Source organism: Nocardia sp. NPDC059764 (assembly GCF_042732555.1).
Taxonomy (GTDB): Bacteria; Actinomycetota; Actinomycetes; order Mycobacteriales; family Mycobacteriaceae; genus Nocardia.
In genome coordinates, this window is the sequence record NZ_JBHWHH010000084.1 from 1 (window position 1) to 23,165 (window position 23,165).

Genomic DNA, 23,165 nt, shown 5'->3' on the forward strand with positions numbered 1-23,165 from the left:
CCTTTCGCCGATCCCGTCGGCGGTTTCGCGAATGTCGCGCAGCCGCACCAGTGATCGCTCGATCTCGGTGAGCCGCGCCTCCCTGCCCGCGCCGGACCCCACCGTGGCGGCCTCCTCGGCGGCGCGCAGCGAGGCGTCCACCGAGCGCAGGGTCGAGGTGGCGATCTCGGTGAAATGGTCACGCAGGCTGCGCTGCACCGCGCGCAGCCGGTAGCGGGACTCCTTGCTCACCTGGAAGATCACATCGTCCATGAGCCGGGCGACCGCCACCTTGGCCTCGGCCTGGCGGCGGGCGCGGCGGGCCTTGCGGTCGTCCCACAGGGCATTGAGGCCCAGCAGGATGGCCGCGCCGCCGGAGTACCAGTTCACCAGCGACATGTGCAGCAGGCTGGTGATCAGACCGACCATGAGCAGGCCGCCGTAGGAGCCGCGCAACGCGGTCAGCACCTGGGCGGTGATGCCGAGTTTGGCGCTGTCCAGCCTGTCCAGCGCCGTAACGTGTTCCAGCACCGCGCCGACGTCGCCGGGGTTGTCCAGCTTGAGATCCGGGGTGGGGATGCCGCTCTCGGGGAACTTGGCGGCGACCTGTTCGGCCAGCTCCACCGAGCGGTAGTGGGCGATGACGAAGTTCTCCTCCACCGCCTCACAGATCTTGGCGTCGAGATCCGCGCCGAAGTCGTTCCAGCCCCGGACCGGATCGCCCTTCATGATGTCGGCGTCGGCGTCGCGGATCAGGCTGCGCAGCCGGTGCCGCAGATCGTGTTCGGTGTCGGCCATCAGCTCGCCCGCGCCGTCGGCCAGGGTGACCTGCCAGTTGGCGGTGCGCTGGCGGAGCTGCTCGGCCTCCTCGCGGGTGCGGCGCAGCTGCTCGGTGATCACGGTCAGGCGGCGCGGGTCGCGCAGCGTCTCGGCCTCGCTGCGCAGCGCCAGCGACAGGTGGTCGGTGATGCGCCCGATATCGCGGACCGCGGCCGACACGGCGACGGCGTCCGCGCGGCCCAGCACGTGGGCGCGCAGGTGGTCGAGCAGTTGCGGCACACCGGATTCCAGGTCGAGCCGCTGGTCGCCGTTGGCGGTGGCGTGCGCGTGCAGGCGCGCCGAGGCGGGGGCGACCGCGAAGGCCAGCCCGGCGTCGTCGAGCAGCTGCCGGTCGTGCTGCTGCACCTGCGGCCACTGCGGATACTGGTCGATCTTGTTGAGCACGCAGACGACCGTCGGGCACACCTGCTGGATGCGCTCCAACTGCTCGATCTGCGCCGGGGTGAACGGGGCGCGCGCGTCGGCCACGTACAGCACCGCGTCCGCGGCCGCGATCAGCGACCAGGTGGCCGGGGAGTCCTCGGGCGAGCCGGGCGCGTCCAGCACCACGAAGCCCTCCGCGAGCAGCGGGCTGGGCTGGGTGAACTCGGCCCGGATGACCTCGCCCGACCCCAGCTCCGCCAGCGCCGACTGCGGGTCGACGGCGGTGCGCTGGGCGGCGCCACCCGCACCCGCCTTCACCAGCGTGGCCGCGGCCTGCGGGCCGTACTCGGCGATCACCGGGACACTGGCGTGGCCGTCGGTGGCGCTCACCGCGGCCCCGACCAGACTGTTCACCAAAGTGCTCATCCCGGACCGGGATTCGCCCACCACGACCAGCCGCACCCGCGGATCGGTCAGGCGGGCACGGGCGATGCCCAGCCGGCCGGTCAGATCGAGCCGGCCGGAGGCATGAGTCAGTTCGAGCAGCCGGTCGAGCAGCTCGACCAGCGGACCCAGCGCATCGGGATTCTTCACCGCTACCTGATGACCCGGTGCGCTCACAGCAGCAGCATGTGATCGCCCGGACCCTGCGCCGAGAGGTCGGCGTACCCGGCGTCGCCGAGACCGGAGAACAGACCGGCGTCGTGCACCAGCAGACTTCCGTCGTGCACGGCCAGCACCGAATCATGCACGCCGATCGGCGCGTCCTGAACCGGCGGAACCGAATCATGCACCGGGAGAACGGCGGAGACCGGCTGCGCGTGCACGACCGGGGTGTACTGGTCCGCGATCGGCTTCACCTGGGTCGGCGGGTCGACGTGCGGCGCGGTGGTGATCGGCGACGGCATGGTCGGCGCGGGCGCGACGGTCGGCACGGGGGCGACCGAAACACTGGGCTGGCCACCGTGATCCGGGACCGACGGCTGGGTCGGCACGGTCGGGCGCGGCGCTACGGTCACGGTCGGCTGATGCGGGGTCGGGTCGTCGGGCACGGTGACCGTCGGCACGGTGGGACGGGTCCCGGTGTTGTCGTCGGACGGCGAGTGCGGCTTGGTGGGGAGGTCGGTGTCGCCGGTGTTCACCGGCGGGGTCACCGGCTTGATGGTCGACGGCGTGTCCAGGCCCTTGGTCAGGTCGTCCAGACCCGGGATCTTGGTCGGGATCGGCGGCACGGTGAGCGTGGGGCCGTGGTCGACCTTGGTCGGCGGGGTGGCGTGCGGCGCGGTCGGGGCCGGGGTGGCCGCGGGGACCGGTTTGGTCGCCAGGGTGGTCGGCTGGTGGCCGGGCGCGGACGAGTCGCCACTGGCCAGCGCCGGCGTGCGGCCGTGGTCGAACAGGGCGGGGGCGACGGCCGCGGGCGCGGTCAGCGGCGACGGACCGCCGTGCGTGGACAGCAGATTCGCGATCGGCTGGTTGGCGACGTCGGGCTGGATGGTGGTCTGCAACGGCGTCACCGCGACCGGCTGCACCGTCACCGGCGCGACCGACACGGGCGCGGCGGGCGAGGTGGCGACCGGCGGCACCGGGGCGGGCGCGGGCGGCATCGGCTGCGCGGCCGGGGTCGGCGCGATCGTGGTGAGCGCGATCGGGTTCGACGGCGCGGGGGCCACCGGCGCGGCGGGCGCCAGGCCCGGCGCGGGAGCCGCCGCGGCGGGCGCGGCCGGGGACGCCAGCGGCGTACCGGCCGGCGACGTCGAGCCCGGCACACCCGAACCGGGGGCGCCGGCGGACGACGGCTCCGAGACACCGTGTCCCGGAACACCGTTCACGCCGGCGGCGGTCGTGGCGCCGGACTTGTCGGCGGGCTGCGCGGACTGCGGCGTGGACGTACCCGGGGTGGCGGGCGCGCCATTGCTGGGCAGGGTGGTGTTCGCCGGAATGTGCGAAATCCCCTGTCCCAGTTGCTGGTTGTAGGCGTCGAGCTGGTTGCCGACCGCGCCGACACCCAGATCGGCCTTCAGATTGGAGTGGAACCACACGCCGTCGAGGCCGACGTGGGCGTCGAAGGCCCAGTCGGTGCCGAGGAAGACGCCGGCGCCGCCCTGTCCGGCACCAGCGCCGATGCCGTCGAACGCGCCGGAGTGGTCGGCCAGGCCGGGCTGGTGATCGGGCACCAGGCCGGTCGCGCCCATACCGGGCAGGTGCATGCCGTCGGAACCGGGCAGCCCGAATCCGGGCAGGCCGGACGCGAAGCCGGGCAGGCCCGGCAGGTGCGACTGCTCGAGCGACGGCAGCTGCGAATTCTCTTGCGCCGGTTCCGATTCCGTCGGCTGCTCGCTCTCCATGGGCAGACCCCAGCCCGGGCGCGGGCCGTAGGTCGGGAAGGCGGTCATGGACGCGCCGGTGTCGGTGTCGGGCAGACCCATGCCGTGGAAGCCGGCATGCGAGGGCTCGGTGGCCGGGATGGCGTCGAGCGAGGGGAACAGTCCGGCGTCGGTGCCGTGGTATTCACCGAGCGGCCCGAAGACACCGTTGACGGGCGCGACCACGGGGCCGTGGTGCTGCGGCAGCGAGTCGGCGGTCAGGTCCGGGAAGGTGATGGTCGGGCTGGGCACGTTCGGCTGCGGATCCTCGGCCTGCGACCAGCCGACGTTCTTGCTGTCGTGGTTGATCGCCGGCGATCCGCCGCGGCTGCCGCCGGCCGCGATGAGCGCGCCGCCGGTCACGTAGGCACCGCCCCGAGCCACGCGCGCGACACCGTTGGCAATGCGATAGGCGGCGTCACCGTCGTTCTCATCGGCGCCGGAAGCATCGTCGAAGGGCAGATCACGTGTCATGCTGGCTCCGCTCTCAGGGCTCCGGCGGCGCCGTGCGCGGGCCACCGGACCAAACTCGTTTCACACCCTATTTCCGGATAACCGGTCTGTCACATCCACCAGGTAGGGGATGGTGCGCTCAACGGTGTGCCACACAGCTTGTCACCCTGCGAATCCGGACGGAAGCCCCATTTTGGACCTGCATACCGAACCTTGCGCTTGACCGGCCGACCGGAAGTTTCCCCACCCTATCCCCCCGGTGACGGCGGATGTCGCCACCCGCAGCCCCCAATTACTGTGGCCCCGTTCTCCAAGGGCCGAACAACTACCCGCTCCCCCGGTACTGCGCCCCGCTCCCCGAGCCGAACACCAACCCACTCCCCTGGTACTGCGCCCCGCTCCCCGAGGCCGGGCACAAGACCGAGCGCCCCGAAATACCGTGCCCCGTTCTCCGAGGGCCGGGCACGGGACCGAACACCAACCCACTCCCTCTAGTACTGTGCCCCGCTCCCATAGGGAGCGGGGCACGGGAGCCAGGAGCGTCGGCTACTTCTTCTTGTCCGAGGCCGAGTCCGTCGACAGCGCCGCCACGAAGGCCTCCTGCGGCACGTCCACGCGACCGATGGTCTTCATGCGCTTCTTGCCTTCCTTCTGCTTCTCGAGCAGCTTGCGCTTACGGCTGATGTCACCGCCGTAGCACTTGGCGAGCACGTCCTTGCGGATCGCCCGGATGTTCTCGCGCGCAATGATCTTCGAGCCGATGGCCGCCTGGATCGGCACCTCGAACTGCTGTCGCGGGATGAGCTCGCGCAGCTTGGTGGTCATCTTGTGCCCGTAGGCCTGCGCGGCGTCGCGGTGCACGATGGCCGAGAAGGCGTCGACCGCCTCACCCTGCAGCAGGATGTCCACCTTGACCAGGTCGGCCTGCTGTTCGCCGGCCTCCTCGTAGTCGAGCGAGGCGTAGCCGCGGGTGCGCGACTTCAGCGAGTCGAAGAAATCGAAGATGATCTCCGCCATGGGCAGCGTGTACCGCATCTCCACGCGGGTCTCGGACAGGTAGTCCATGCCCAGCAGCTCGCCGCGGCGGGCCTGGCACAGCTCCATGATGGTGCCGACGAACTCGCTCGGCGCGATCACCGTGCACTTGGTGATCGGCTCGTGGGTCTCGCGCACCTTGCCCTCGGGCCAGAACGACGGGTTGGTGACGATGTGCTCGGTGCCGTCCTCCATGACCACGCGGTAGATCACGTTGGGCGCGGTGGAGATCAGGTCGAGGCCGAACTCGCGTTCCAGGCGCTCGCGGGTGATCTCCATGTGCAGCAGGCCCAGGAAGCCGCAGCGGAAGCCGAAGCCCAGGGCCACCGAGGTTTCCGGCACATAGGTCAGCGCGGCGTCGTTGAGCTGCAGCTTGTCCAGGGCGTCGCGCAGATCCGGATAGTCGGAGCCGTCGACCGGGTAGAGGCCGGAGTAGACCATCGGCCGCGGTTCCTGGTAGCCGGCCAGCGCCTGGGTCGCGCCGTCGCGGGCGGTGGTGACGGTGTCACCGACCTTCGACTGGCGGACGTCCTTCACACCGGTGATGAGGTAGCCCACCTCGCCGACGCCCAGCCCCTGGGTGGGCTTGGGTTCCGGCGACACGATGCCGATCTCGAGCAGTTCGTGCTGCGCGCCGGTGGACATCATCTTGATCTTCTGGCGCGGGGTCAGCTTGCCGTCGATCACACGCACGTAGGTGACCACGCCGCGATAGGTGTCGTAGACGGAGTCGAAGATGAGCGCGCGCGGCGGCGCCTCCGAGTCGCCCACCGGGGCGGGGATCTCCGCGATCACCTTGTTCAGCAGCTCGGGCACGCCGACGCCGGTCTTACCCGACACCCGCAGCACGTCCTCGGGCTCACAGCCCACGATGTGCGCGATCTCGGCGGCGTAGCGGTCCGGGTCCGCGGCCGGGAGGTCGATCTTGTTGAGCACCGGGATGATCGTGAGATCGCGCTCCATGGCCAGGTATAGGTTGGCCAGGGTCTGCGCCTCGATGCCCTGCGCGGCGTCGACCAGCAGCACCGCGCCCTCACAGGCCTCGAGCGCCCGTGACACCTCGTAGGTGAAGTCGACGTGGCCGGGGGTGTCGATCAGGTGCAGGACGTAGTCCTCCCCGTCGACGTTCCACGGCAGCCGCACGTTCTGCGCCTTGATGGTGATGCCGCGTTCCCGCTCGATATCCATGCGGTCCAGGTACTGGGCGCGCATGGCGCGCTCCTCGACCACACCGGTGAGTTGCAGCATCCGGTCGGCCAGGGTCGATTTCCCGTGGTCGATGTGCGCGATGATGCAGAAGTTCCTGATCCGGCTGGGATCGGTGAACGTCTTGTCGGCGAAGCTGCTAATCGGAGTCACTCCTCGGCATGGCGAAACAGCGGCATGTCAACCGGCAAGTCTACGGGGTTGGACCCGATGACCTCGCCCCGGTCTTCCCCGGACGTGAACGACCCGTCGCCGCAGGCGAATCCACTGCGGATGAGAATCGGGGTGTCCGCCGTTAGGCTGCGGTGTCATGGCCGGCAGGTGGAACGCTCTGGGGAAGCAGTTGGGGATCGTGGCTAAGGAGCAGGGCACCCAGCTCGTCACGCAGCAGGCGCCGAAGTTGATCGGACGGGTGCGGCAGTCGACGGTCTGGGACCGCGCGTTGAAGGCGGTGGGGACGCCGCGCAAGGGTCCGGGGGTGAACGTGCGGCCGACCTCCTCGGCGGGGGTGCCGTCGCAGGAACGCGCGCGGATGATCGTCTACAGCCCGCAGCTGGACGGGCGCGCCGATCCGGGCGAGATCGTGTGGACCTGGGTGCCCTACGAGGAGGACCCGGACAACGGCAAGGACCGGCCGGTGCTGGTGGTGGGCCGTGAGGGCGGCACGCTGCTCGGGCTGATGCTGTCCTCCAATGCCGATCACGCGCGCCACGACAACTGGGTGGCGATCGGCAACGGGCCGTGGGATCACGAGGGCCGCGACAGCTGGGTGCGGCTCGACCGGGTGCTCGATGTCCCCGAAATGGGCATTCGCCGCGAGGGCGCGATCGTGCCGCGCAAGACGTTCGACAAGGTCGCGCACCGGCTGTGCGCCGAATACCACTGGCACTAGCGCTTTCCCGAACAAGCGATCGGCCCCCGCTCCGGAACGGAACGGGGGCCGATCGAGTCCGCGCGACGCTCAGCTGAGCACGTTGCGCGAGCGGCCGAACATCAGGGCGTAGACCAGCGCGCCCAGCGCGCCGCCGATCAGCGGGAACACGATGAACACCCACAGCTGCGCGGGCGCGCCGTCCTGGTAGAAGGCCACCGCCAGGCTGCGGGCCGGGTTCACCGAGGTGTTGTCGACCGGGATCGAGATCAGGTGGATGACGGTCAGGGTGAGGCCGATCGACAGACCCGCCAGCGGCACGTCCGACAGCTGGTCGGTGGAGGCCAGCACCACGAACACCAGCAGCGCGGTCAGGATCACCTCGACGGTGATGGCCGCCGCCAGGCCGTAGCCGTTGGTGGTGACGTCACCGAGCACCAGCTTGGACGGGCTGTGCTCGCCCCAGCCGTTCGCTCCCAGACCGTCTTTCGCGCGGTCGTAGGACGGCAGGTTCTTGGCGATGGCGTAGATGACCGCGCCACCGATCAGACCGCCCACGATCTGCGCGACCCAGTAGCCCACCGCGACCACGATGTTCACCCGGCCCAGCAGCAGCTGGCCGACGGTGACCGCCGGGTTCACATGGCAGCCCGAGATCGGGCCGATCGCGTACACCAGGAACAGCAGGGTCAGGCCGAAGGCCAGTGCCACGCCGAGCGCGCCGACCCGGCTCCCGGCCAGCACCGCGGTGCCGACGCCGCCCAGGACCAGCACGAAGGTGCCGAGCGCCTCGGCGAACAGCTTGCGCCCCAGGGTGGGTGGTTGTAGGTCGGTGAGATCCTCGGCGACTTCCTGAGCTGTGGGAGACATCGGCTACCTTCCGCTTGCATGGACAACGCACCGGCGAAGAGCGAGCGGCGCGGGCCGGAACCCTCAGGCCAGGCGGGTTATTTCCACCACCACGTCGAGATCGGTCGAGCCGCTTCCGCTGAAGATACCTTTCAAGGGGGGCACATCCGCGTAATCACGACCGACACCGACCGAGACGTGTTGCTCGGTGACCGCGATGTTGTTGGTCGGGTCGTAGCCCCACCACTGCCCGGTCCAGGCCTCCACCCAGGCGTGCATCTGACCCGCCACGGTGTGGCCCACCTCGGCGGCGGGATCGGGGTGCAGATAGCCGGAGACGTACCGGCTGGGAATCCGCATGCCGCGCAACAGCAGCAGCGTGAGGTGCGCGTAATCCTGGCACACGCCTTGCCGTTCGGCGTACGCCTGCACGGCGGACGTGTGCACCGACGTGGTCCCGGCCAGGTAGTTCATCTCCCGGTGCACCCATTCGGCCGCGCGGACAACCGCTTTGGCGGGCGGCACGCCGCGGGCCAGCTGCCGCGACACCGAGGCCAGCCGCCGCGCGCGGGGCACGAACTCGGTGGGTTCGAGCAGTTCGTCGAAGCGGTCGCCGATGGCGTCGTCGCGCAGCTCCTCCCAGGACAGCTCCTCGGGCGGGCCCGCGACCGGCTCGGTCTCGACCACCGACGCGCTGGTCACCTCCAGTTCGGTGTGCGGGGCGTGCAGATCGAAGGCGGTGACGGCGGTCCCCCAGTGGTCGGTGTACCGGTAGGACCGGGTCGAGGGCACGGTGTCGACGCGATTGAGGATCACGTTCTGCCGGCTGTCGGCGCGCGGCGTGAGCCGGGGCCTCGTTGAACGACCGGGTGACCGGCGCGTCGTAGACGTATCCGGTGGTGTGCACCACCCGCATGCGCCAGCTCATGCTGTTTCCTCATCGGCGCGAACGGGGCCCCGCGTGGTTACGCCGCGCTCCCGCCTCCGGGCCTGACCGATCACACCGGCTCCTCCATCCGCTCGGCATTGCGGCCGTGCAATCCCGTCCACGCCACCCAGGACTCGGCGTGGAAGTACTGCAGCGCCACGGCCTCCCCGACTTCGCGGCAGGTCTGCTGCAACCACAGCAGCCGGCTGGGCAAGTCCTCCAGCAGCACCGTCGAGGGCAAGAGCTCCAGCTCGCTGCGCGCCCGCCCGAGCAAGCGGTGCGCCTCGTGGCGGGCCGCGAACCGGCTGTTGAGCCGTTGATCCAGTTCCTGCAGGCAGGCCTCGGCCACCCGCTCTGCGAATTCTATTGTCGTTCACTGCTGTTGTTGATTGGTCGGCATCAACGAGGGCTCTCTTGATCGGTCTCTCTCCGAGCTCAGGTGCAACTCGCCGACCAGCTCCGAGCCCGCCAATTCCCGTTGCGCCACAGACGTTCTCGGGGACAGCACCCAGGTGTCCTTGCTACCGCCCCCTTGACTGGAATTCACCACCAGCGAGTTCGCGGGCAGCGCCACCCGGGTCAGTCCGCCCGGCAGCACCCAGATGTCGTCGCCGTCGTTGACCGCGAACGGGCGCAGGTCCACGTGCATCGCCGTGCTCGTCGCGCACCAGGTCGATTCCGGCCACGTGGATGCGGACGCCGCTGGGCGGCACCAGGCCCGCGGCCTCCCGGTGGAAGTGGGCGCAGGAGGTGACCAGGCGCTTGGGGATGACGCCGTCGCGCAGGATGGTCTGCTCGCCGTAGACGTCGGCGAGGAAGGCCTCCAGGGCGCGTACCCGCTGCTTGATGCCGCGCTCGAGTCTGGTCCACTCGATGGCGGCGATCACCCGGGGCATCAGGTCGAGCGGGAAGGGCCGCTCCTGGCCCGAGAGCGAGAAGGTGATGCCCTGATCGACGAAGGCGCGGTCCAGCGCCTCGGCGCGGGCGGCCAGGTCCGCGGCGTCGATGGCGGCCAGGGCATTGAATATGCCCCGGTAGGGGGCGCGGGCGCCCTGCGGAATCGAACATCTCGTCGTAGGCGCGGTGATAGCGTCCGGGCTGATAGCCAGCGAATACCCCGGCGGGAGCACGTGCGGCGGGAGTGAGCGCGGCCATGCGGAAATGGTCCGTCACGCAGGGGCAACGCGCAGTTGGACGGGGATAAATCTCTGGTTTCGTCCATGTCGCGGACCAGGCCGATTTCGTGCCCGACACCTTGCCTGGTAGCCTCGACGGTCGGTGCTGCGACTACCCATCTCGTAGTGCGCACGAAGACTTTGCATCCCGCATACACACCAAACGAAGGAACACGAGGAAACCGGCGTGGCCAACATCAAGTCCCAGATGAAGCGGATTCGCACCAACGAGCTTGCGCGCCAGCGCAACCAGTCGGTGAAGTCCGCGCTGCGCACCTCGATCCGCAAGTTCCGCGAGGCCGCGGCTGCGGGCGAGAAGGACAAGGCGCTCGAGCTGATGCAGTCGGCGAGCAAGAGCCTGGACAAGGCCGCCTCGAAGGGCGTCATCCACGCCAACCAGGCCGCCAACAAGAAGTCGGCGATCTCGCTGGCCTTCAACAAGCTCGGCTGATCCGACTCCGGTAGCACTTACCGGATCAAAGCTTAGAACAGCCGCCGTGGCCACGAAGACCACGGCGGCTTTTGTCGTACCGCCTCCCCGGGACTTCAGTGCACGGCTCGGTGCCGTTGACCGCCATGCATGCGGACCGGCGGTTGATAGCCGAAACAATTTTGGGCGTACCCGGCGAGTTACCCCCATCGGCGCGAGATCAGTTGTGACGCCTGTAACGGGAACCGTTGTGGTGTCGACTGTGTCGGAGAGACTTGCTGACTTCGGCGGCACGCAGCAGGATGGCTGCGACACCGTCGGGGTGACATCGACACCTGTACTGGAGAGTTCTCTTGGCATCGCTGCGTGACAACCGTTCCTACTGGACCCGCGGCTCGCTGGCCGCCGGCGTGGCCGCGGTCGCGCTGACCACCGGAATGGGTGTCGCGACCGCGCGGCCCATCGGCCCGTTCGAGGTGGGCGGGGCCATCGAGGCCGAATACGACCGGGCGGGCGGGCCGGAGTTCTTCGGCGATCCGACCACCCCGGAGGCCGACGCGGCCGGCGGCGGCAAGAAGCAGGACTTCGTCAACAACGCCTCCATCTACTGGACCCCGGCCACCGACGCGCACGCCATCGGCGGCGCCATCCGCGACAAGTGGCGCGGCACCGGCTCGGAGTCGGGCTCGCTGAAGTACCCCGTCACCGACGAGGGCCAGACCGGCAAGCCCGGTCGCTTCCAGCACTTCCAGGGCGGGTCCATCTACTGGTCGGTCGGCTCGGGTACCCACGTGCTCAGCGGCGTGATCCGCGACAAGTTCGCCTCCGTCGGCTGGGAGAACAGCCCGCTCGGCTTCCCCATCGCCGACGAGAACAAGACCAACAGCTCCTCGACCCACATCCAGCTGTTCGAGGGCGGCGCGATCTACTCCACCCAGAAGACGGGCACCCACATCGTGTGGGGCGCGATCCGCGACACCTGGGTGCGCAATGGCGCCGAGAACGGCCGCTACGGCTTCCCGAGCGGCGACGAGTACGACTACGAGGGCGGCAAGGCCCAGGACTTCCAGGGCGGCAAGATCATCTGGAAGCCGGAGGCCTAGTCTCCCAGGGCGCGGCGCTCCCCCGCCGCGCCTACGAGGCGCTCTCGCGCAGGTCCAGAATCCGCGAGAGCGCGTGCTCCAACGCGTAATCCGCGTCGGCGGCCTGACCCTTCACGTCGGCGTTGAGTCCGGCCACCACCTGCAGGGCCGCGCCGATGGTCGCGCCGGTCCAGCCGCGCGCCTGCCCCTGGGCCTTCTTCACCTTCCACGGCGGCATGCCGAGGTCGCCCGCCATCTTGAACGGGTCTCCGCGCCCGGCCGATCCGACGCGGGCGATGGTGTGCACCGAATCCGCGAGGGCGTCGGCGAGCAGCACCGCGGGCACGCCCCGGTCGATGGCCCAGCGCAGCGCCTCCATGGCGGCGGGGCGGTCCCCCGACACGGCCAGGTCCGCGACCTCGAATCCGGTCACCTCGGCCTTGCCGGAGTAGTACTGCCGCACCGCGGCGATGTCCACCTTGCCGCCGGTGTCGGCGGCCAACTGTGAACTGGCGGCGGCCAGTTCCCGCAGATCCGAGCCGACCGCCTCGAGCAGGGCCTGCACCACGTCGGCGGACACCTTCACATTGGCGGCCCGGAACTCGTTGCGCACGAACTCGACCCGCTCCCCCGCCTTGGTCAGCTTCGCGCAGTTGTGCACGACCGCGCCAAGCTTCTGCAGGGCCGGTGCGAGTGCCTTGGCTCGCCCGCCGCCGCTGTGCAGCACGACCAGCACCACGCCCTCGGGCGGTGACGACGCGGCGTCCTGGATGACCGCTACCGCGTCCTTGCCCGCCTCGGCCGCCGACTCCAGCACGATCACCCGGTCCTCCGCGAAGAGCGAGGGACTCAGCAGCTCCGCCAATTCCGGGGTGCTGGCATCGCCCGCCCGCCGCCGATCCACCGGCAGCGCCGAGGGATCCGCGGTGGTGGCCCGAGCCTGTGCGGTGATGGCCGCCACCGCCCGTTCGATCAGCAGTTCCTCTTCACCGAGCACGAGATGCAGGGGCGCGGGTCGCTGGTTCACGCAACGATCCTACGAGTCCGCCCCGACAACCCCGCGAGCACCAGCCCGCACACCACCGCCGCGACCAGACCCGACCGCACTCCGGTGGGCACGGTGACCGACGCGCCCAGCGCCGCGGCCCGGTCCGACACCGTCAGCAGCCACCACAGCGGCGGGGCGGTGCAGTGGATGACCACCGCGGCGGGTGGCGACCAGACCACCGCGAGCACCGCACCCAGCGCCCCCAGGACGGTGATGGGCGCGATCACCGGCTCCACCAGCATGTTCACCGCGATGGCCACCAGGCTGAGGTGGCCGGTCATGGCGATCACCAGCGGGGTGGTGACCACGAAGGCCGCGGCGGCCACCGCGAACGAGTCCGCCGGAATCCGCCACCAGCCATGCGCCCGAAGCCATTCCGACCAGCCCGGCGCGATCACGATCAGTCCCGCCGTGGCCAGCACCGACAGCGCGAACCCGGCATCCACCGCCAACCCCGGCGACCACGCCAGCAGCCCGATCACCGCGGCGCACAGCGCGGGTAGCGCATGCTTCCGGCGGCCGGTGCACACCGCCAGCAGCGCGATCGCTCCCATGACGGCGGCCCGCAGCACGCTCGGCGACGGCCGGGCCAGGATCACGAACATGACCAGCGCGGCGCCCGCCGCCACCGCCCCGACCCGCGGATCCACCGTGAGCGCGCGCATCGAAACCAGCACGGCCCCCAGCAGGATCGTGATGTTCGCCCCGCTGACAGCGGTCAAGTGAGCCAGATCCACCTCGCGGAAGTTCTCCGCGACGTGCTCGGTCAGACCCGACGTATCGCCGATGACCAACCCGGGTAGCAGTCCCGCCGCGTCATCCGACAGTGCCCGACGCGCGGAGCTACCGAAATCCCCACGCACCTGCCCGGCGGCACGCTGCCACCACGGCGCCGTACCCGCCGCGACCGGAGCGCCATCGGCCCGCAGCACCGCCACCGTCAGGTCGGCGCGCCACGGACGCCCCACGCGCGCCCCGAATTCCACCCGCTGCCCCGGCATCAACGTCCGCCACCCGCCCGCCGGAGCCAGCACGGTGACCGCACCGCCCGCCCGCACGATCCGTCCGCCCACTCGGTACTCGACCAATTCACCCCGCACCATCACCTTCGGACCACCGAACGCCTTGCCCGACAATCGCTTCGGATCCTCGCCCAGTTCCACCACCGCGACGATCCGCTGCCCGGCCCGCACCGCCCCCAGCGGATGCTCCCGCACCCGATGTGCATGCGATGCCCCCGCCAACCCGAACCCCGCCCCGATCAGCAAGGCCCCCAACACGACCCAGACCACCCCACCACCACGGCCCACCCGAGCCCGCCGAACAGCCAGGGCGGACACGCCCACCCCGGCCGCCGCACACCCGGCCGCGACCCCGACGCCCGCCTGCCACCCCACCACCACGGCGACAACCGTTGCACCCCACCCGCACACCGCCGCAGGCACCAGCCGAGCATCCAGCACCTCCGGTGCGTCGGCCGGTCCGCGGTCCGCACCCACCGCCACGTCGTCGGCCGTCATCGCCGCCACCCCGACTCGCTACTCCACCACCCACCGGTCCGCCGACCGGCCCTGCCCGCGGCGCGGACACCCCCTGCGGATCCGGTGCGCGGCGGTGGCGTCCACCGGAGCACCGACTCGGCCCGCCGCCTCTCCCGCAGCGCGACAGCGCATCTCACGGCGCTCATGTGGTGACCCGGTCGCGGAGGCGGTTGAGCCGGGAGTGCCCGATCCCGTCGATTTCGGCGAGCTGGTCGACGGAGGTGAAGCGGCCGTGGCGGGCCCGCCCGGTGAGGATCGCTTTCGCGGTGACCGGTCCGACGCCGGGAAGGGTGTCGAGTTCGGATTCGGTGGCGGTGTTGAGGTTCACTCTCGCGGCCGCGGCGGTCGAGCGGGGCGGTCCGGTAGCGACGGGCGAATCGGTGGTGGAGTGAGCGGAATTCACGATCGTGCTCCCGACCCGGGTGGGCGTTGTGCGTGGTGCCGCACGAGCGACGACGATCTGGTCGCCGTCGGTGAGCTGCTGGGCGAGGTTGAGGGTCGACAGGTCCGCCTCGGGTCGCGGGACGGCGGCGCGCAGGGCATCGGCCACCCGAGCTCCGGTCTGCAATCGACGGAGACCAGCGTGCTCGACCAAACCGATGACGCTGACAACCAGCTCCGACGACGCGGCGGTCCCGCCCGGCGTCGGAACGGCGGTGGGGACGATCGGGTTCCGACCCGATGGCGGGACGGCGGGACCTGGCGCGGCCGGTGCGGGAACGGCCGTCCGCGGCGCGGCGCCTGCTGACGCGACGGGTTCGGTCGCGGCGATCGCCGGCGAATCCTGGCCGGCCGGTGCGGCGTCACTGAGGGGTGCGATGGGTGGGACCGGTTGGGAGACAGGGGTTTCCCGCAGGGACACGTAGGCGGCGAGAAGGATGGCGACCACGGCCAGGGCGGCGAGGACGAGGACACCCCGCGGGCCCGGGTCCCAGCGGGTGCCGCGGAAGCGTTCGGGGACCAGGCGTTCGTGCCAGAGGGAGACGGGGCCGCACGGCTCGGAGAGCCAGGCGGGAGGGGCGGAGTCGGGGTCTCGAAGGTCGTCGAGCGATTCCTCGTCCCAGCGGGGCGCGTGCGGGCGGCCGGGGGTGAATTCCGTTGGGCTCGGACGGGGTTCGCTGTCCGGGCGGTCGGTGAGGCGCTGAAGTGGAGTGCGTTCGTCGAGTTGCGGCATGGGGCTCACGGTAGGAGCCGGGGCCGCTCGAGCCGGGACCGCGACCTGGCGTTCTCGTCGGGCTGTGGATACAGAAACCCGTTGTGGACAAGCAGATTTCCAGCACCGGCCCCGTCATCCCACCCCAGCCGGTGACACTGGCCGACCCGCAGTTCCCCGCGGTGAGCGGGGACTCTGTCAGCCGCAGCCGCCCGGGACGACCAGTGCGCCGACGGCCCCCACGCCCAGGTGGACGCCCAGGGTCGGTCCGAACTCGGAGATGATCACCTCGCGGATGCCGGGGATGAGGGATTGGAGTTGAGTCGCGATGGTGGAGGCGGCGTCCTCCGCGCCGAGGTGCTGGACGGCGACCGCCGCGCCGTCCTCACCGGCCGCGTCGACCGCGGCGGCGACGAGTTTGGTGAACGCCTTCGACCGGGTCCGGGCCTTCTCGCGGAGTTCCAGGCGGCCGTCGACCATCTGCAGGATCGGCTTGGTCACCAGTTCGGAGCCGAAGAAGGCGGCGGCGGAGGTCAATCGGCCGCCGCGGCGCAACTGCTCGGTCCGGTTGACCACGATGAACGCCCGTCCGCGGCTGGCGGCCGCGACCGCCGAGTCGTAGACCACGTCGAGGGTTTCGCCCGAGCGGGCGCGGCGGGCGGCCGCGAGCACGGGCAGGCCGGTACCGAGCCCGGCGCTGAGCGAATCCACCAGCCGGATGCGGTGGGCGGCGTCCATATCGCGCACCGCATGCCGTCCGGCCTCCCAGGTGCCCGACAGCTGCCGCGAGATGTGCACGGCCACCACGCCGTCGCCGTCGCTGAGTTCCAGCGCGCGCTCGTAGACCGCGCGCAGCTCACCAGGTGAGGCGGCGGAGGTGGTGACCTGCGAGGTCCCGTAGTCGATCTCGCACTCGTCGACGCCCTCGCGCATCTCGCGGTCGTCGACCAGCACGTGCAACGGCACCGCCAGCACCCCCAGGTCGACGGCGAGTTCGGCCGGGAGACTGGCCGACGAGTCGGTCACCACCACCACGGTCATGCAGGTTGTACCTCGTCGGTCGTCACCTCGGTCAGCACCTTGACCATGGCCCGCGCGACCGCGGTGTGGCCCTCCCAGCCCCAGTGGATGCCGTCGGGGTTGGCCGGACCGTTGAACACGTTGTCGCGCACGGCTTCCCCGAGGTCCACCAGCGGCACGTCGTGTTCGGCGGCCCACTCGGTCACGGCCCGCACCATGGGTTCGCGGCCGGTGTGCACCTCGGCGTAGGCCTCGCACTTGTGCACCGACGGCAGCACCGCCACGAACGGCAGCTCGGGCCGCAACTGCGCCAGCGAGTTCCGCGACTGCTCCAGGTAGTCCACGCTGACCTCGGGCGGCAACGCCACCGGCCAGCCCAGCGGGGACAGCCGCGGCTGCAGCCAGTTGTAGGCCTCGCGCACCCGGCGGCGCAGGGCCGCCGGACGCGTGTAGCGGATGAGCTCCCGCAGCGCGGTGGGCAGCGGCGAGGGCAGCGAATCCATACCGCCGGTGGCGAATACGACCGCCCCGGCGTTCGGCACGGCGGCCCACACGCGCGGATCGCCGATCAGCGCCCAGTAGGCGTCCCGGCAGGTCCATCCGATGCGCGCGACCAGTTCGACGTCCCAGTCGAGTTCGGCGGCAACGAGATTGGGCCAGATGCGCGGATGGTCCGCGGGCAGACCGCCTTTGGGGCCGAAGTAGGACAGCGAGTCCGCGACCACGACCAGCACCTTGCGCTGCGGCGCGGTCTCGATCACCGAATCATCGGCTGCCGCTGCGCTCTTCGGCCGGCCGGCACCGTTGTCAGAGGCCATCGGGAGCCGCCTTGGCGACCGCGTTCCACACGTCCAGTCGCCAGCCGGGCCGGTCGATGCCGGGGCCGTGGCTGGTCAGCTGCACCCAGCTGGTGTTGGCGAGGCCGCCCAGGGCGGGCCAGCTGGACTCGGGCAGTTCCAGCAGGGCCGCGGTGAGGGCCGCGATGAGCCCGCCGTGCGCGACCAGCATGACGCTGCTGCCGGGCCAGTCCTCGCGGGTGGCGAAGAGTTCCTGCACCACGGGCAGCGAACGCGCGCCGACCTCGAGCTTGGATTCGCCGCCGGGCGGGGTGAAGCGGGCGTCGAGCCGCCATGCCTTGCGCGCGCCGGGGAACTGGGCGTCGACCTGGCGGTGGTCCATGCCCTCCCAGTCGCCGAGGTTGGTCTCGCGCAGGCGCGGGTCGGTGACGACCGGCATGGCGGCGCATTCGGCGACGGCCAGCGCGGTGTCGTGGGCGCGCTTGAGATCGGAGGAGACGATGGCGATCAGGTCATTGGTCGCCATATCGGGGGCGCAGTCCTTGGCCTGGCGCCGGCCGATGTCACTGAGTTCGGTATCGGTCTGGCCCTGCATGCGGTCGGTGGCATTCCATTCGGTCTGTCCGTGCCGCAGCAGAATCAACCGGCGGACGCCGGCCATCTTGCTCACTCGTCGTCCCCAGCCTTGTCTTCATCTGTCGTGGCGTCCCGGTCCGCTGCCGCGGTCCGCGGGTCGCCGATCCCCTCGACCGCCACCTGCGGGCAGTCCTTCCACAGTCGTTCCAGGCCGTAGAAGTCGCGCTCGTCCTCGTGCTGCACGTGCACCACGATCTCGACGTAGTCGAGCAGCGCCCAGCGGCCCTCGCGGGTGCCCTCGCGGCGCACCGGCTTGTGTCCGGCGTCGCGCAGCTTGTCCTCGATATTGTCGACGATCGCGTTGACCTGGCGCTCGTTGGGCGCGGACGCGATGACGAAGCAGTCGGTGATGACCAGCTGCTCGGAGACATCCAGCACGACCACGTCGACGGCCAGCTTCTCGTCGGCGGCCAGTGCGGCCACCGTCGCCATCTTGACCGCTTCTGCCGATGCTGTCACCCTGCTACCTCTTCCCTGCGCACTTTCACAATGCACGCTCTTGCGACACGTACAGGTGCCGTTTCGATATGTATTGGACGACCCCGTCCGGGACGAGGTACCACACCGGCCGGCCCTCCGCCGCCCGTCGCCGGCATTCGCTCGACGAGATGGCCAGGGCCGGGATCTCGATCATCGTGACCGTGCCCTCCGGGAAATCGCGGAGGTGATCGGCGAGATGGTCGATATTCAATTCGTACCCCGGACGGGTCACGCCGACGAATTTCGCCAGCTCGAACAGTTCCGACCAATCCTGCCATGTGAGGATGCTGGCCAGCGCGTCCGCTCCGGTGATGAAGTACAGATCCGCGTCGGGGTGCTGTTCGGCCAGGTCACGTAGGGTGTCGACGGTGTAGGTCTCCTTGCCGCGGTCCACGTCCACGCGGCTGACCGAGAACCGCGGGTTGGAGGCGGTGGCGATGACCGTCATCAGATAGCGGTCCTCGGCCGGACTGACCGGCCGGTCCCCCTTCTGCCAGGGCTGCCCGGTCGGGACGAAGATCACTTCGTCCAGGTCGAACCGGTTGGCGACCTCACTGGCCGCGACCAGGTGCCCGTGGTGGATGGGGTCGAAGGTGCCACCCATCACGCCCAGCTTGCGGCGGCCGTTCGTATGCACGAAACGCGAGCTTACCGGGGGCTGAGCCGCCTACCGCGCAGCGGCGGCCCTCTGGAGGACGATGGTGGTCATGCAGAGCACCCTCATCGAAGTGAAAACCGGCCGCAGCGAAGTCGTCCACGACCTCACGCCGCAGTGCGCGGCCTTCCTCCGCGAGGTGACCGCCGGCGGCGACGGCCTGCTGCACGTCTTCGTCCCCCACGCGACCGCGGGCATCGCACTGATCGAACTCGGCGCGCGCAGCGACGACGACCTGCTGGCCGCCCTGCGCGAGCTGCTCCCCGCCGACGACCGCTGGCGGCACGCGCACGGCTCCCCCGGACACGGCCGCTCCCACGTGATGCCCGCCCTGATCGCCCCCTACGCGACCATCCCGGTCCTCCGCGGCGAACTGGCCCTGGGCACCTGGCAGTCCATCGCGATGGTCGACCTCAATGTCGACAACCCGATCCGCCAGGTGCGCCTGTCCTTCCTGGCCGGCTGAGCTCCTAGACGGGGAGGAGGCGGCCGACCAGGGCGGTGAGCTGGCGGGCGGAGCGGCATTCGTGCATGTCGATGATGTCGGCGTAGCGGTCGGCGGCGGAATCGCCTGTGCCCCACATCTTTTCGGCCTCGGGATTGAGCCAGTGGGCGTGTTTGGCGGTCTCGACGAGCTGCCGCAGGGTGTCGAGGGCGGGGTCGCGATAGTTGGTGCGGGCGTCGCCGAGGATGAGCAGCGAGGTGCGGCTGGTGACGGCGTCGGGGAAGCGTTCGGCGAAACCCTCGAGGGCGGAGCCGTAGTCGGAGTGGCCCTCGATGCCGACGACCTCGGCCTCGGTGAAGATGCGGCGGGTCAGTTGGTCGAGCGGGGTGGCGGCGTCGAACAGGCCGGTCACCTCGTCCACGCGGTCCACGAAGGCGAAGATGCGGACCCGGGAGAACTGTTCGCGCAGGGCGTTCACCAGCAGCATGGTGAAGCTGGAGAATCCGGCCACCGAGCCCGAGATGTCGCACAGCAGCACCAGATCCGGGCGGCCGGGGCGCGGCTTGCGGGTGACCAGGTTGACGGGGACGCCGCCGGTGGACATGGATTTGCGCATGGTCTTGCGCAGGTCGATCTCGCCGCGCCGGGAGCGGCGGCGGCGAGCCGCCAAGCGGGAGGCCAGGACTCGGGCCAGGCGCTGGCTGCCGCGGCGCAGTTCGTCGAGTTCGTTCTGGGAGATGCGCAGGAAGTCGGCGTCCTCGGCCTGACGGGCCACGCCGTAGGTGGCGACGCGTTCGCGGCCGATGCGTTCGGCGACGCGGCGGCGGGTCTCGGCCTCCACCGTGCCGCGGAAGTCCTTGATGCGCTGGCGCGCCGCGCGGCGGGCGACCTCGGTGTCGAAGTCGGAGTTGTCCATGCCCTGGGCCAGACCGGCGAGAATCTTGCTCACCAGCAGTTCGGGCTGGAGATCCTTGAGGGTCTGATAGGCGGAGAAGGACGGTCCGCCCGCGGCCTGGTACTGGCCCATCTGGTCGACCATCTGCGCGGCCAGCGCCTGCAACTGCTGTGCCTGCTCGCCGGAGGGGTCCTGAACCAGCAGCTCCGCCAGCATCTTCCGCAGTTCGAGGATGTCGACCGAGCCGTCGGGCTTGACCGGCAACTCGATCTCCTCGGCCCCGATCCGCTCCCCGAGCGCGGCCGGGAACCACAGGTCGAACATGCCGTCGAAGGTGGCGCGCTGGGTGGTGCGGCGCAGCAGCGCGCACGCCAGGCCCTCGCGCAGGGCCTCGCGGTCCATCAGGTCCAGGACGGTGAGAACCTGTCCGGCGTCCACGGTTTCGGACGGCCCGACCGGAATTCCCCGGCGGCGCAACGCTTCCACGAAGCCGACCAGATGCCCCGGCAGGCCGTGCTCGGCCGTCGGCCCCGGGACCGCGGTCACCGGCTCGGCGGGAGTGGCATTGCTGGTGAAGGCCCGCATGGCCGCCGACACCAGCCCGCGCGACGTGTTCTCCCGGCCCGTGCCCGCCATGACGTCAGGCCAGCTTCAGCTCGGCCTGGGCGCGCACGTGGTCGGCCTGGTGCTTGAGCACCACGCCGAGGGTCGCGCGCACGGTCTTGTCGTCGAGGTCCTTGGCGCCCAGGGCGAGCAGGGTGCGCGCCCAGTCGATGGATTCCGCGACCGAGGGCAGCTTCTTGAGCTGCATGCCGCGCAACACGTGCACGATCCGCACCAGCTGCGCCGCGACGGCGGGCTTCAGCTCCGGCACCCGGCTGGCCAGGATGCGACGCTCGAGCTCCTCGTCGGGGAAGTCGATGTGCAGGTACAGGCAGCGCCGCTTGAGCGCCTCGGACAGCTCGCGGGTGGCATTGGAGGTGAGCACCACGAACGGCTTGCGGCTCGCCGCGATGGTGCCCAGTTCCGGCACGGTGACGGTGAAGTCGCTGAGCACCTCGAGCAGCAGGCCCTCGATCTCGACGTCGGCCTTGTCGGTCTCGTCGATGAGCAGCACCGTCGGCTCGTCGCGCCGGATGGCGGTGAGCAGCGGGCGTTCCAGCAGGAACTCCTCGGTGAAGACGTCGGCCTTGGTCTCGGCCCAGTCGTTCTCCGAGGACGCCTGGATGCGCAGGATCTGCTTGGCGTGGTTCCACTCGTAGAGCGCCCGCGCCTCGTCCACGCCCTCGTAGCACTGCAACCGCACCAGTTCCGCGCCCGCGACCTGGGCGACGGCCTTGGACAGCTCGGTCTTGCCGACACCCGCGGGGCCCTCGATGAGCAGTGGCTTGCCGAGCCGGTCGGCGAGGAAAACCGAGGTGGCGGTGGCCTTGTCGGCCAGATAGCCGGTGCGGGCCAGCCGCTCGATCACATCGTCGACCGACGAGAAGATCGGCTCCTGGGTGGGCGCGGTGGTCGGAGCCACGGGCAGTCCTCCTACTTTCGGGGGTCCCGGGAGGAAACCCCCGGACCCCAATTCAGCCGGCGGAAGCCGGGTTCTCCTACACGGGGCGAATTTGCCCGTCGCCCCACACGATCCACTTGGTGGACGTCAGTTCGGGCAGGCCCATGGGTCCGCGGGCGTGCAGCTTCTGGGTCGAGATGCCGATCTCCGCGCCGAAGCCGAACTGCTCGCCGTCGGTGAACGCGGTGGAGGCGTTGACCATGACGGCGGCGGCGTCCACGCGGGCGCTGAACTCGCGCGCGGCCTTCAGGTCGGCGGTCACGATGGCCTCGGTGTGGCCGGTGCCCCACTCGTTGATGTGGTCGACCGCGGCGTCGAGATCGTCGACAACCTTCAAAGCGATGTCCAGGGACAGGTATTCGTCGGCCCAGTCGGTGTCGGTGGCGGGCACCAGGCCCGGCAGGTCACCGTGGATGGTGACGCCCTTGTCCTCGAGCGCCCGGATCATGCGCGGCACCGCGACCTCGGCGATGGCCCGGTCGATGAGGACCGTCTCGGCGGTGTTGCACACCGAGGGCCGCCGGGTCTTGGCATTGATCAGGATGGACTCGGCCATATCCAGATCCGCGTCCTTGTGGACGAAGACGTGGCAGTTGCCGGTGCCGGTCTCGATGGTCGGCACCAGCGCGTCGCGCACCACGGCGTTGATCAGGCCCGCGCCGCCGCGCGGGATCACCACGTCGACCAGGCCGCGGGCCTGGATCAGGTGGGTCACGCTGGAGCGGTCCTCGGAGGGCAGCAGCTGCACGGCGTCGGCCGGAAGACCCTGCGCTTCAAGGGCTTCCCGCAGCACCTTCACCAGGGCGGCATTGGAGTTCGCGGCCGAGGACGATCCGCGCAGCAGCGCGGCGTTGCCCGACTTGAGCGCCAGCCCGAAGGCGTCGACCGTGACGTTCGGCCGCGCCTCGTACACCATGCCGACCACGCCGAGCGGCACCCGCACCTGGCGGATCTCGAGGCCGTTGGGCAGCGTCTTGCCGCGCACCACGTCGCCGATCGGGTCCGGCAGCGCGGCCACCTGCCGCAGCCCGGCCGCGATCCCGTCGACCCGGGCCTCGGTCAGCCGCAGCCGGTCCAGCTGGGATTCGGCGGTGCCGCCGGCCTTGGCGATCTCGATGTCCTCGGCATTGGCCGCGAGGACGGCGGCCGCGGCCGCGAGCAGCGCGTCGGCCGCGGCGTGCAGCGCGGCGTCCTTCTGCGCCGTGGTGAGCTGGGCCAGCGTCCGCGACGCGACCCGAGCCCGGCGCGCCGCGTCGTGCACCGCCTCGCGGACGGCGTCCCGGTCGGTGGTCGTGGAAGCAGTCATACCGACAGATTACTGATCAGTTCGGATGCCGGTCGCGGGCAGGTTGTTACC

The 23,165-nt window shown here is 70.5% G+C and carries 19 protein-coding genes and 3 pseudogenes; 4 read left to right on the top strand and 18 right to left on the bottom strand.

Translation table 11 applies throughout. From position 1 onward, the window contains the following. The 3 genes from ACFV4K_RS19665 to lepA all read right to left on the bottom strand — a co-directional run. The coding region (locus ACFV4K_RS19665) for a hypothetical protein (RefSeq protein WP_379276592.1) at positions 1–1,803 on the bottom strand (1,803 nt) is incomplete at its 3' end. After that, on the bottom strand, positions 1,800–4,019 hold the full coding sequence (locus tag ACFV4K_RS19670; RefSeq protein ID WP_379276593.1) for a hypothetical protein: 2,220 nt from the start codon (positions 4,017–4,019) through the stop codon (positions 1,800–1,802). The genes ACFV4K_RS19670 and ACFV4K_RS19665, both read right to left, overlap by 4 nt. A 525-nt stretch (positions 4,020–4,544) precedes the next feature. Further along, the gene (lepA, locus tag ACFV4K_RS19675; protein WP_379101415.1) at positions 4,545–6,392 is read right to left on the bottom strand and encodes a translation elongation factor 4; all 1,848 of its coding nucleotides are present in this window, start codon (positions 6,390–6,392) and stop codon (positions 4,545–4,547) included. A gap of 157 nt (positions 6,393–6,549) precedes the next feature. Here lepA and ACFV4K_RS19680 point away from each other — a divergent pair, with 157 nt between their 5' ends. Continuing rightward, positions 6,550–7,131, top strand: a complete 582-nt coding sequence (locus ACFV4K_RS19680; RefSeq protein ID WP_379276595.1) for a type II toxin-antitoxin system PemK/MazF family toxin — start codon at positions 6,550–6,552, stop codon at positions 7,129–7,131. A gap of 69 nt (positions 7,132–7,200) precedes the next feature. On the opposite strand, the gene ACFV4K_RS19685 is transcribed toward ACFV4K_RS19680, so the two are convergent. From ACFV4K_RS19685 to ACFV4K_RS19700, 4 genes and pseudogenes are all read right to left on the bottom strand, one after another. Beyond that, positions 7,201–7,980, bottom strand: coding sequence for an aquaporin (locus tag ACFV4K_RS19685; protein WP_379276597.1), 780 nt, complete (start codon positions 7,978–7,980; stop codon positions 7,201–7,203). A gap of 63 nt (positions 7,981–8,043) precedes the next feature. Further along, a pseudogene (locus ACFV4K_RS19690) lies at positions 8,044–8,887 on the bottom strand (transglutaminase N-terminal domain-containing protein). Positions 8,888–8,957: 70 nt separating this feature from the next. Further along, positions 8,958–9,239: pseudogene (locus ACFV4K_RS19695) on the bottom strand (alpha-E domain-containing protein); the annotation flags it as partial. Between the two features lie 21 nt (positions 9,240–9,260). Next, positions 9,261–10,042, bottom strand: a pseudogene (locus tag ACFV4K_RS19700) (circularly permuted type 2 ATP-grasp protein). Positions 10,043–10,249: 207 nt separating this feature from the next. Here ACFV4K_RS19700 and rpsT point away from each other — a divergent pair. Both rpsT and ACFV4K_RS19710 read left to right on the top strand, forming a co-directional pair. Next, positions 10,250–10,513: a 30S ribosomal protein S20 gene (gene rpsT / locus ACFV4K_RS19705; RefSeq protein ID WP_357090009.1), complete on the top strand. Its 264-nt coding sequence runs from the start codon at positions 10,250–10,252 to the stop codon at positions 10,511–10,513. 332 nt (positions 10,514–10,845) lie between these two features. Continuing rightward, positions 10,846–11,595, top strand: a complete 750-nt coding sequence (locus tag ACFV4K_RS19710) for an LGFP repeat-containing protein (RefSeq protein ID WP_379276599.1) — start codon at positions 10,846–10,848, stop codon at positions 11,593–11,595. Positions 11,596–11,626: 31 nt separating this feature from the next. On the opposite strand, the gene holA is transcribed toward ACFV4K_RS19710, so the two are convergent. From holA to nadD, 8 genes are all read right to left on the bottom strand, one after another. Then, positions 11,627–12,601: a DNA polymerase III subunit delta gene (holA, locus tag ACFV4K_RS19715; protein WP_357090014.1), complete on the bottom strand. Its 975-nt coding sequence runs from the start codon at positions 12,599–12,601 to the stop codon at positions 11,627–11,629. Then, on the bottom strand, positions 12,598–14,142 hold the full coding sequence (locus tag ACFV4K_RS19720) for a ComEC/Rec2 family competence protein (RefSeq protein WP_379276601.1): 1,545 nt from the start codon (positions 14,140–14,142) through the stop codon (positions 12,598–12,600). The genes holA and ACFV4K_RS19720 overlap by 4 nt, the downstream gene beginning before the upstream one ends. Positions 14,143–14,305: 163 nt before the next feature. Beyond that, complete coding sequence (locus tag ACFV4K_RS19725) at positions 14,306–15,337, bottom strand: helix-hairpin-helix domain-containing protein (RefSeq protein WP_379276603.1); 1,032 nt, start codon at positions 15,335–15,337, stop codon at positions 14,306–14,308. A 177-nt stretch (positions 15,338–15,514) separates the two neighbouring features. Beyond that, entirely contained in the window at positions 15,515–16,357 is an 843-nt protein-coding gene (locus tag ACFV4K_RS19730) for a DegV family protein (RefSeq protein ID WP_379276605.1), read from the bottom strand. Continuing rightward, a complete protein-coding gene (gene octT, locus ACFV4K_RS19735) occupies positions 16,354–17,154 on the bottom strand; it encodes a diglucosylglycerate octanoyltransferase (protein WP_379276606.1) in 801 nt (266 codons plus the stop codon). Before octT ends, ACFV4K_RS19730 begins: the two co-directional genes overlap by 4 nt. After that, on the bottom strand, positions 17,144–17,794 hold the full coding sequence (locus ACFV4K_RS19740) for a histidine phosphatase family protein (RefSeq protein WP_379276630.1): 651 nt from the start codon (positions 17,792–17,794) through the stop codon (positions 17,144–17,146). The genes octT and ACFV4K_RS19740 overlap by 11 nt, the downstream gene beginning before the upstream one ends. Before the next feature lie 5 nt (positions 17,795–17,799). Beyond that, on the bottom strand, positions 17,800–18,228 hold the full coding sequence (gene rsfS / locus ACFV4K_RS19745) for a ribosome silencing factor (RefSeq protein ID WP_357279582.1): 429 nt from the start codon (positions 18,226–18,228) through the stop codon (positions 17,800–17,802). 25 nt (positions 18,229–18,253) lie between these two features. Beyond that, positions 18,254–18,886 carry a nicotinate-nucleotide adenylyltransferase gene (nadD, locus tag ACFV4K_RS19750; RefSeq protein ID WP_379276607.1) on the bottom strand — a complete coding sequence of 211 codons (633 nt, stop codon included), beginning with the start codon at positions 18,884–18,886 and terminating at the stop codon, positions 18,254–18,256. A 70-nt stretch (positions 18,887–18,956) separates the two neighbouring features. Here nadD and ACFV4K_RS19755 point away from each other — a divergent pair, with 70 nt between their 5' ends. Then, positions 18,957–19,370: a secondary thiamine-phosphate synthase enzyme YjbQ gene (locus ACFV4K_RS19755; RefSeq protein ID WP_379276609.1), complete on the top strand. Its 414-nt coding sequence runs from the start codon at positions 18,957–18,959 to the stop codon at positions 19,368–19,370. A 4-nt stretch (positions 19,371–19,374) separates the two neighbouring features. On the opposite strand, the gene ACFV4K_RS19760 is transcribed toward ACFV4K_RS19755, so the two are convergent. The 3 genes from ACFV4K_RS19760 to ACFV4K_RS19770 form a co-directional block, all read right to left on the bottom strand. Continuing rightward, positions 19,375–20,829, bottom strand: a complete 1,455-nt coding sequence (locus tag ACFV4K_RS19760) for a VWA domain-containing protein (protein WP_379276632.1) — start codon at positions 20,827–20,829, stop codon at positions 19,375–19,377. Positions 20,830–20,884: 55 nt separating this feature from the next. After that, on the bottom strand, positions 20,885–21,769 hold the full coding sequence (locus tag ACFV4K_RS19765) for an AAA family ATPase (RefSeq protein WP_379276611.1): 885 nt from the start codon (positions 21,767–21,769) through the stop codon (positions 20,885–20,887). Positions 21,770–21,845: 76 nt separating this feature from the next. Further along, complete coding sequence (locus ACFV4K_RS19770; protein ID WP_379276613.1) at positions 21,846–23,114, bottom strand: glutamate-5-semialdehyde dehydrogenase; 1,269 nt, start codon at positions 23,112–23,114, stop codon at positions 21,846–21,848. Positions 23,115–23,165 lie beyond the last annotated feature (51 nt).

Bases quoted from the DNA above. Each gene is read 5' to 3' on its own strand.
- ACFV4K_RS19670 (WP_379276593.1), bottom strand. From the start codon at position 4,019: ATGACACGTGATCTGCCCTTCGACGATGCTTCCGGCGCCGATGAGAAC.
- ACFV4K_RS19680 (WP_379276595.1), top strand. From the start codon at position 6,550: ATGGCCGGCAGGTGGAACGCTCTGGGGAAGCAGTTGGGGATCGTGGCT.
- ACFV4K_RS19685 (WP_379276597.1), bottom strand. From the start codon at position 7,980: ATGTCTCCCACAGCTCAGGAAGTCGCCGAGGATCTCACCGACCTACAA.
- ACFV4K_RS19720 (WP_379276601.1), bottom strand. From the start codon at position 14,142: ATGACGGCCGACGACGTGGCGGTGGGTGCGGACCGCGGACCGGCCGAC.
- ACFV4K_RS19725 (WP_379276603.1), bottom strand. From the start codon at position 15,337: ATGCCGCAACTCGACGAACGCACTCCACTTCAGCGCCTCACCGACCGC.
- ACFV4K_RS19730 (WP_379276605.1), bottom strand. From the start codon at position 16,357: ATGACCGTGGTGGTGGTGACCGACTCGTCGGCCAGTCTCCCGGCCGAA.
- octT (WP_379276606.1), bottom strand. From the start codon at position 17,154: ATGGCCTCTGACAACGGTGCCGGCCGGCCGAAGAGCGCAGCGGCAGCC.
- ACFV4K_RS19740 (WP_379276630.1), bottom strand. From the start codon at position 17,794: ATGGCCGGCGTCCGCCGGTTGATTCTGCTGCGGCACGGACAGACCGAA.
- ACFV4K_RS19755 (WP_379276609.1), top strand. From the start codon at position 18,957: ATGCAGAGCACCCTCATCGAAGTGAAAACCGGCCGCAGCGAAGTCGTC.
- ACFV4K_RS19760 (WP_379276632.1), bottom strand. From the start codon at position 20,829: ATGCGGGCCTTCACCAGCAATGCCACTCCCGCCGAGCCGGTGACCGCG.
- ACFV4K_RS19770 (WP_379276613.1), bottom strand. From the start codon at position 23,114: ATGACTGCTTCCACGACCACCGACCGGGACGCCGTCCGCGAGGCGGTG.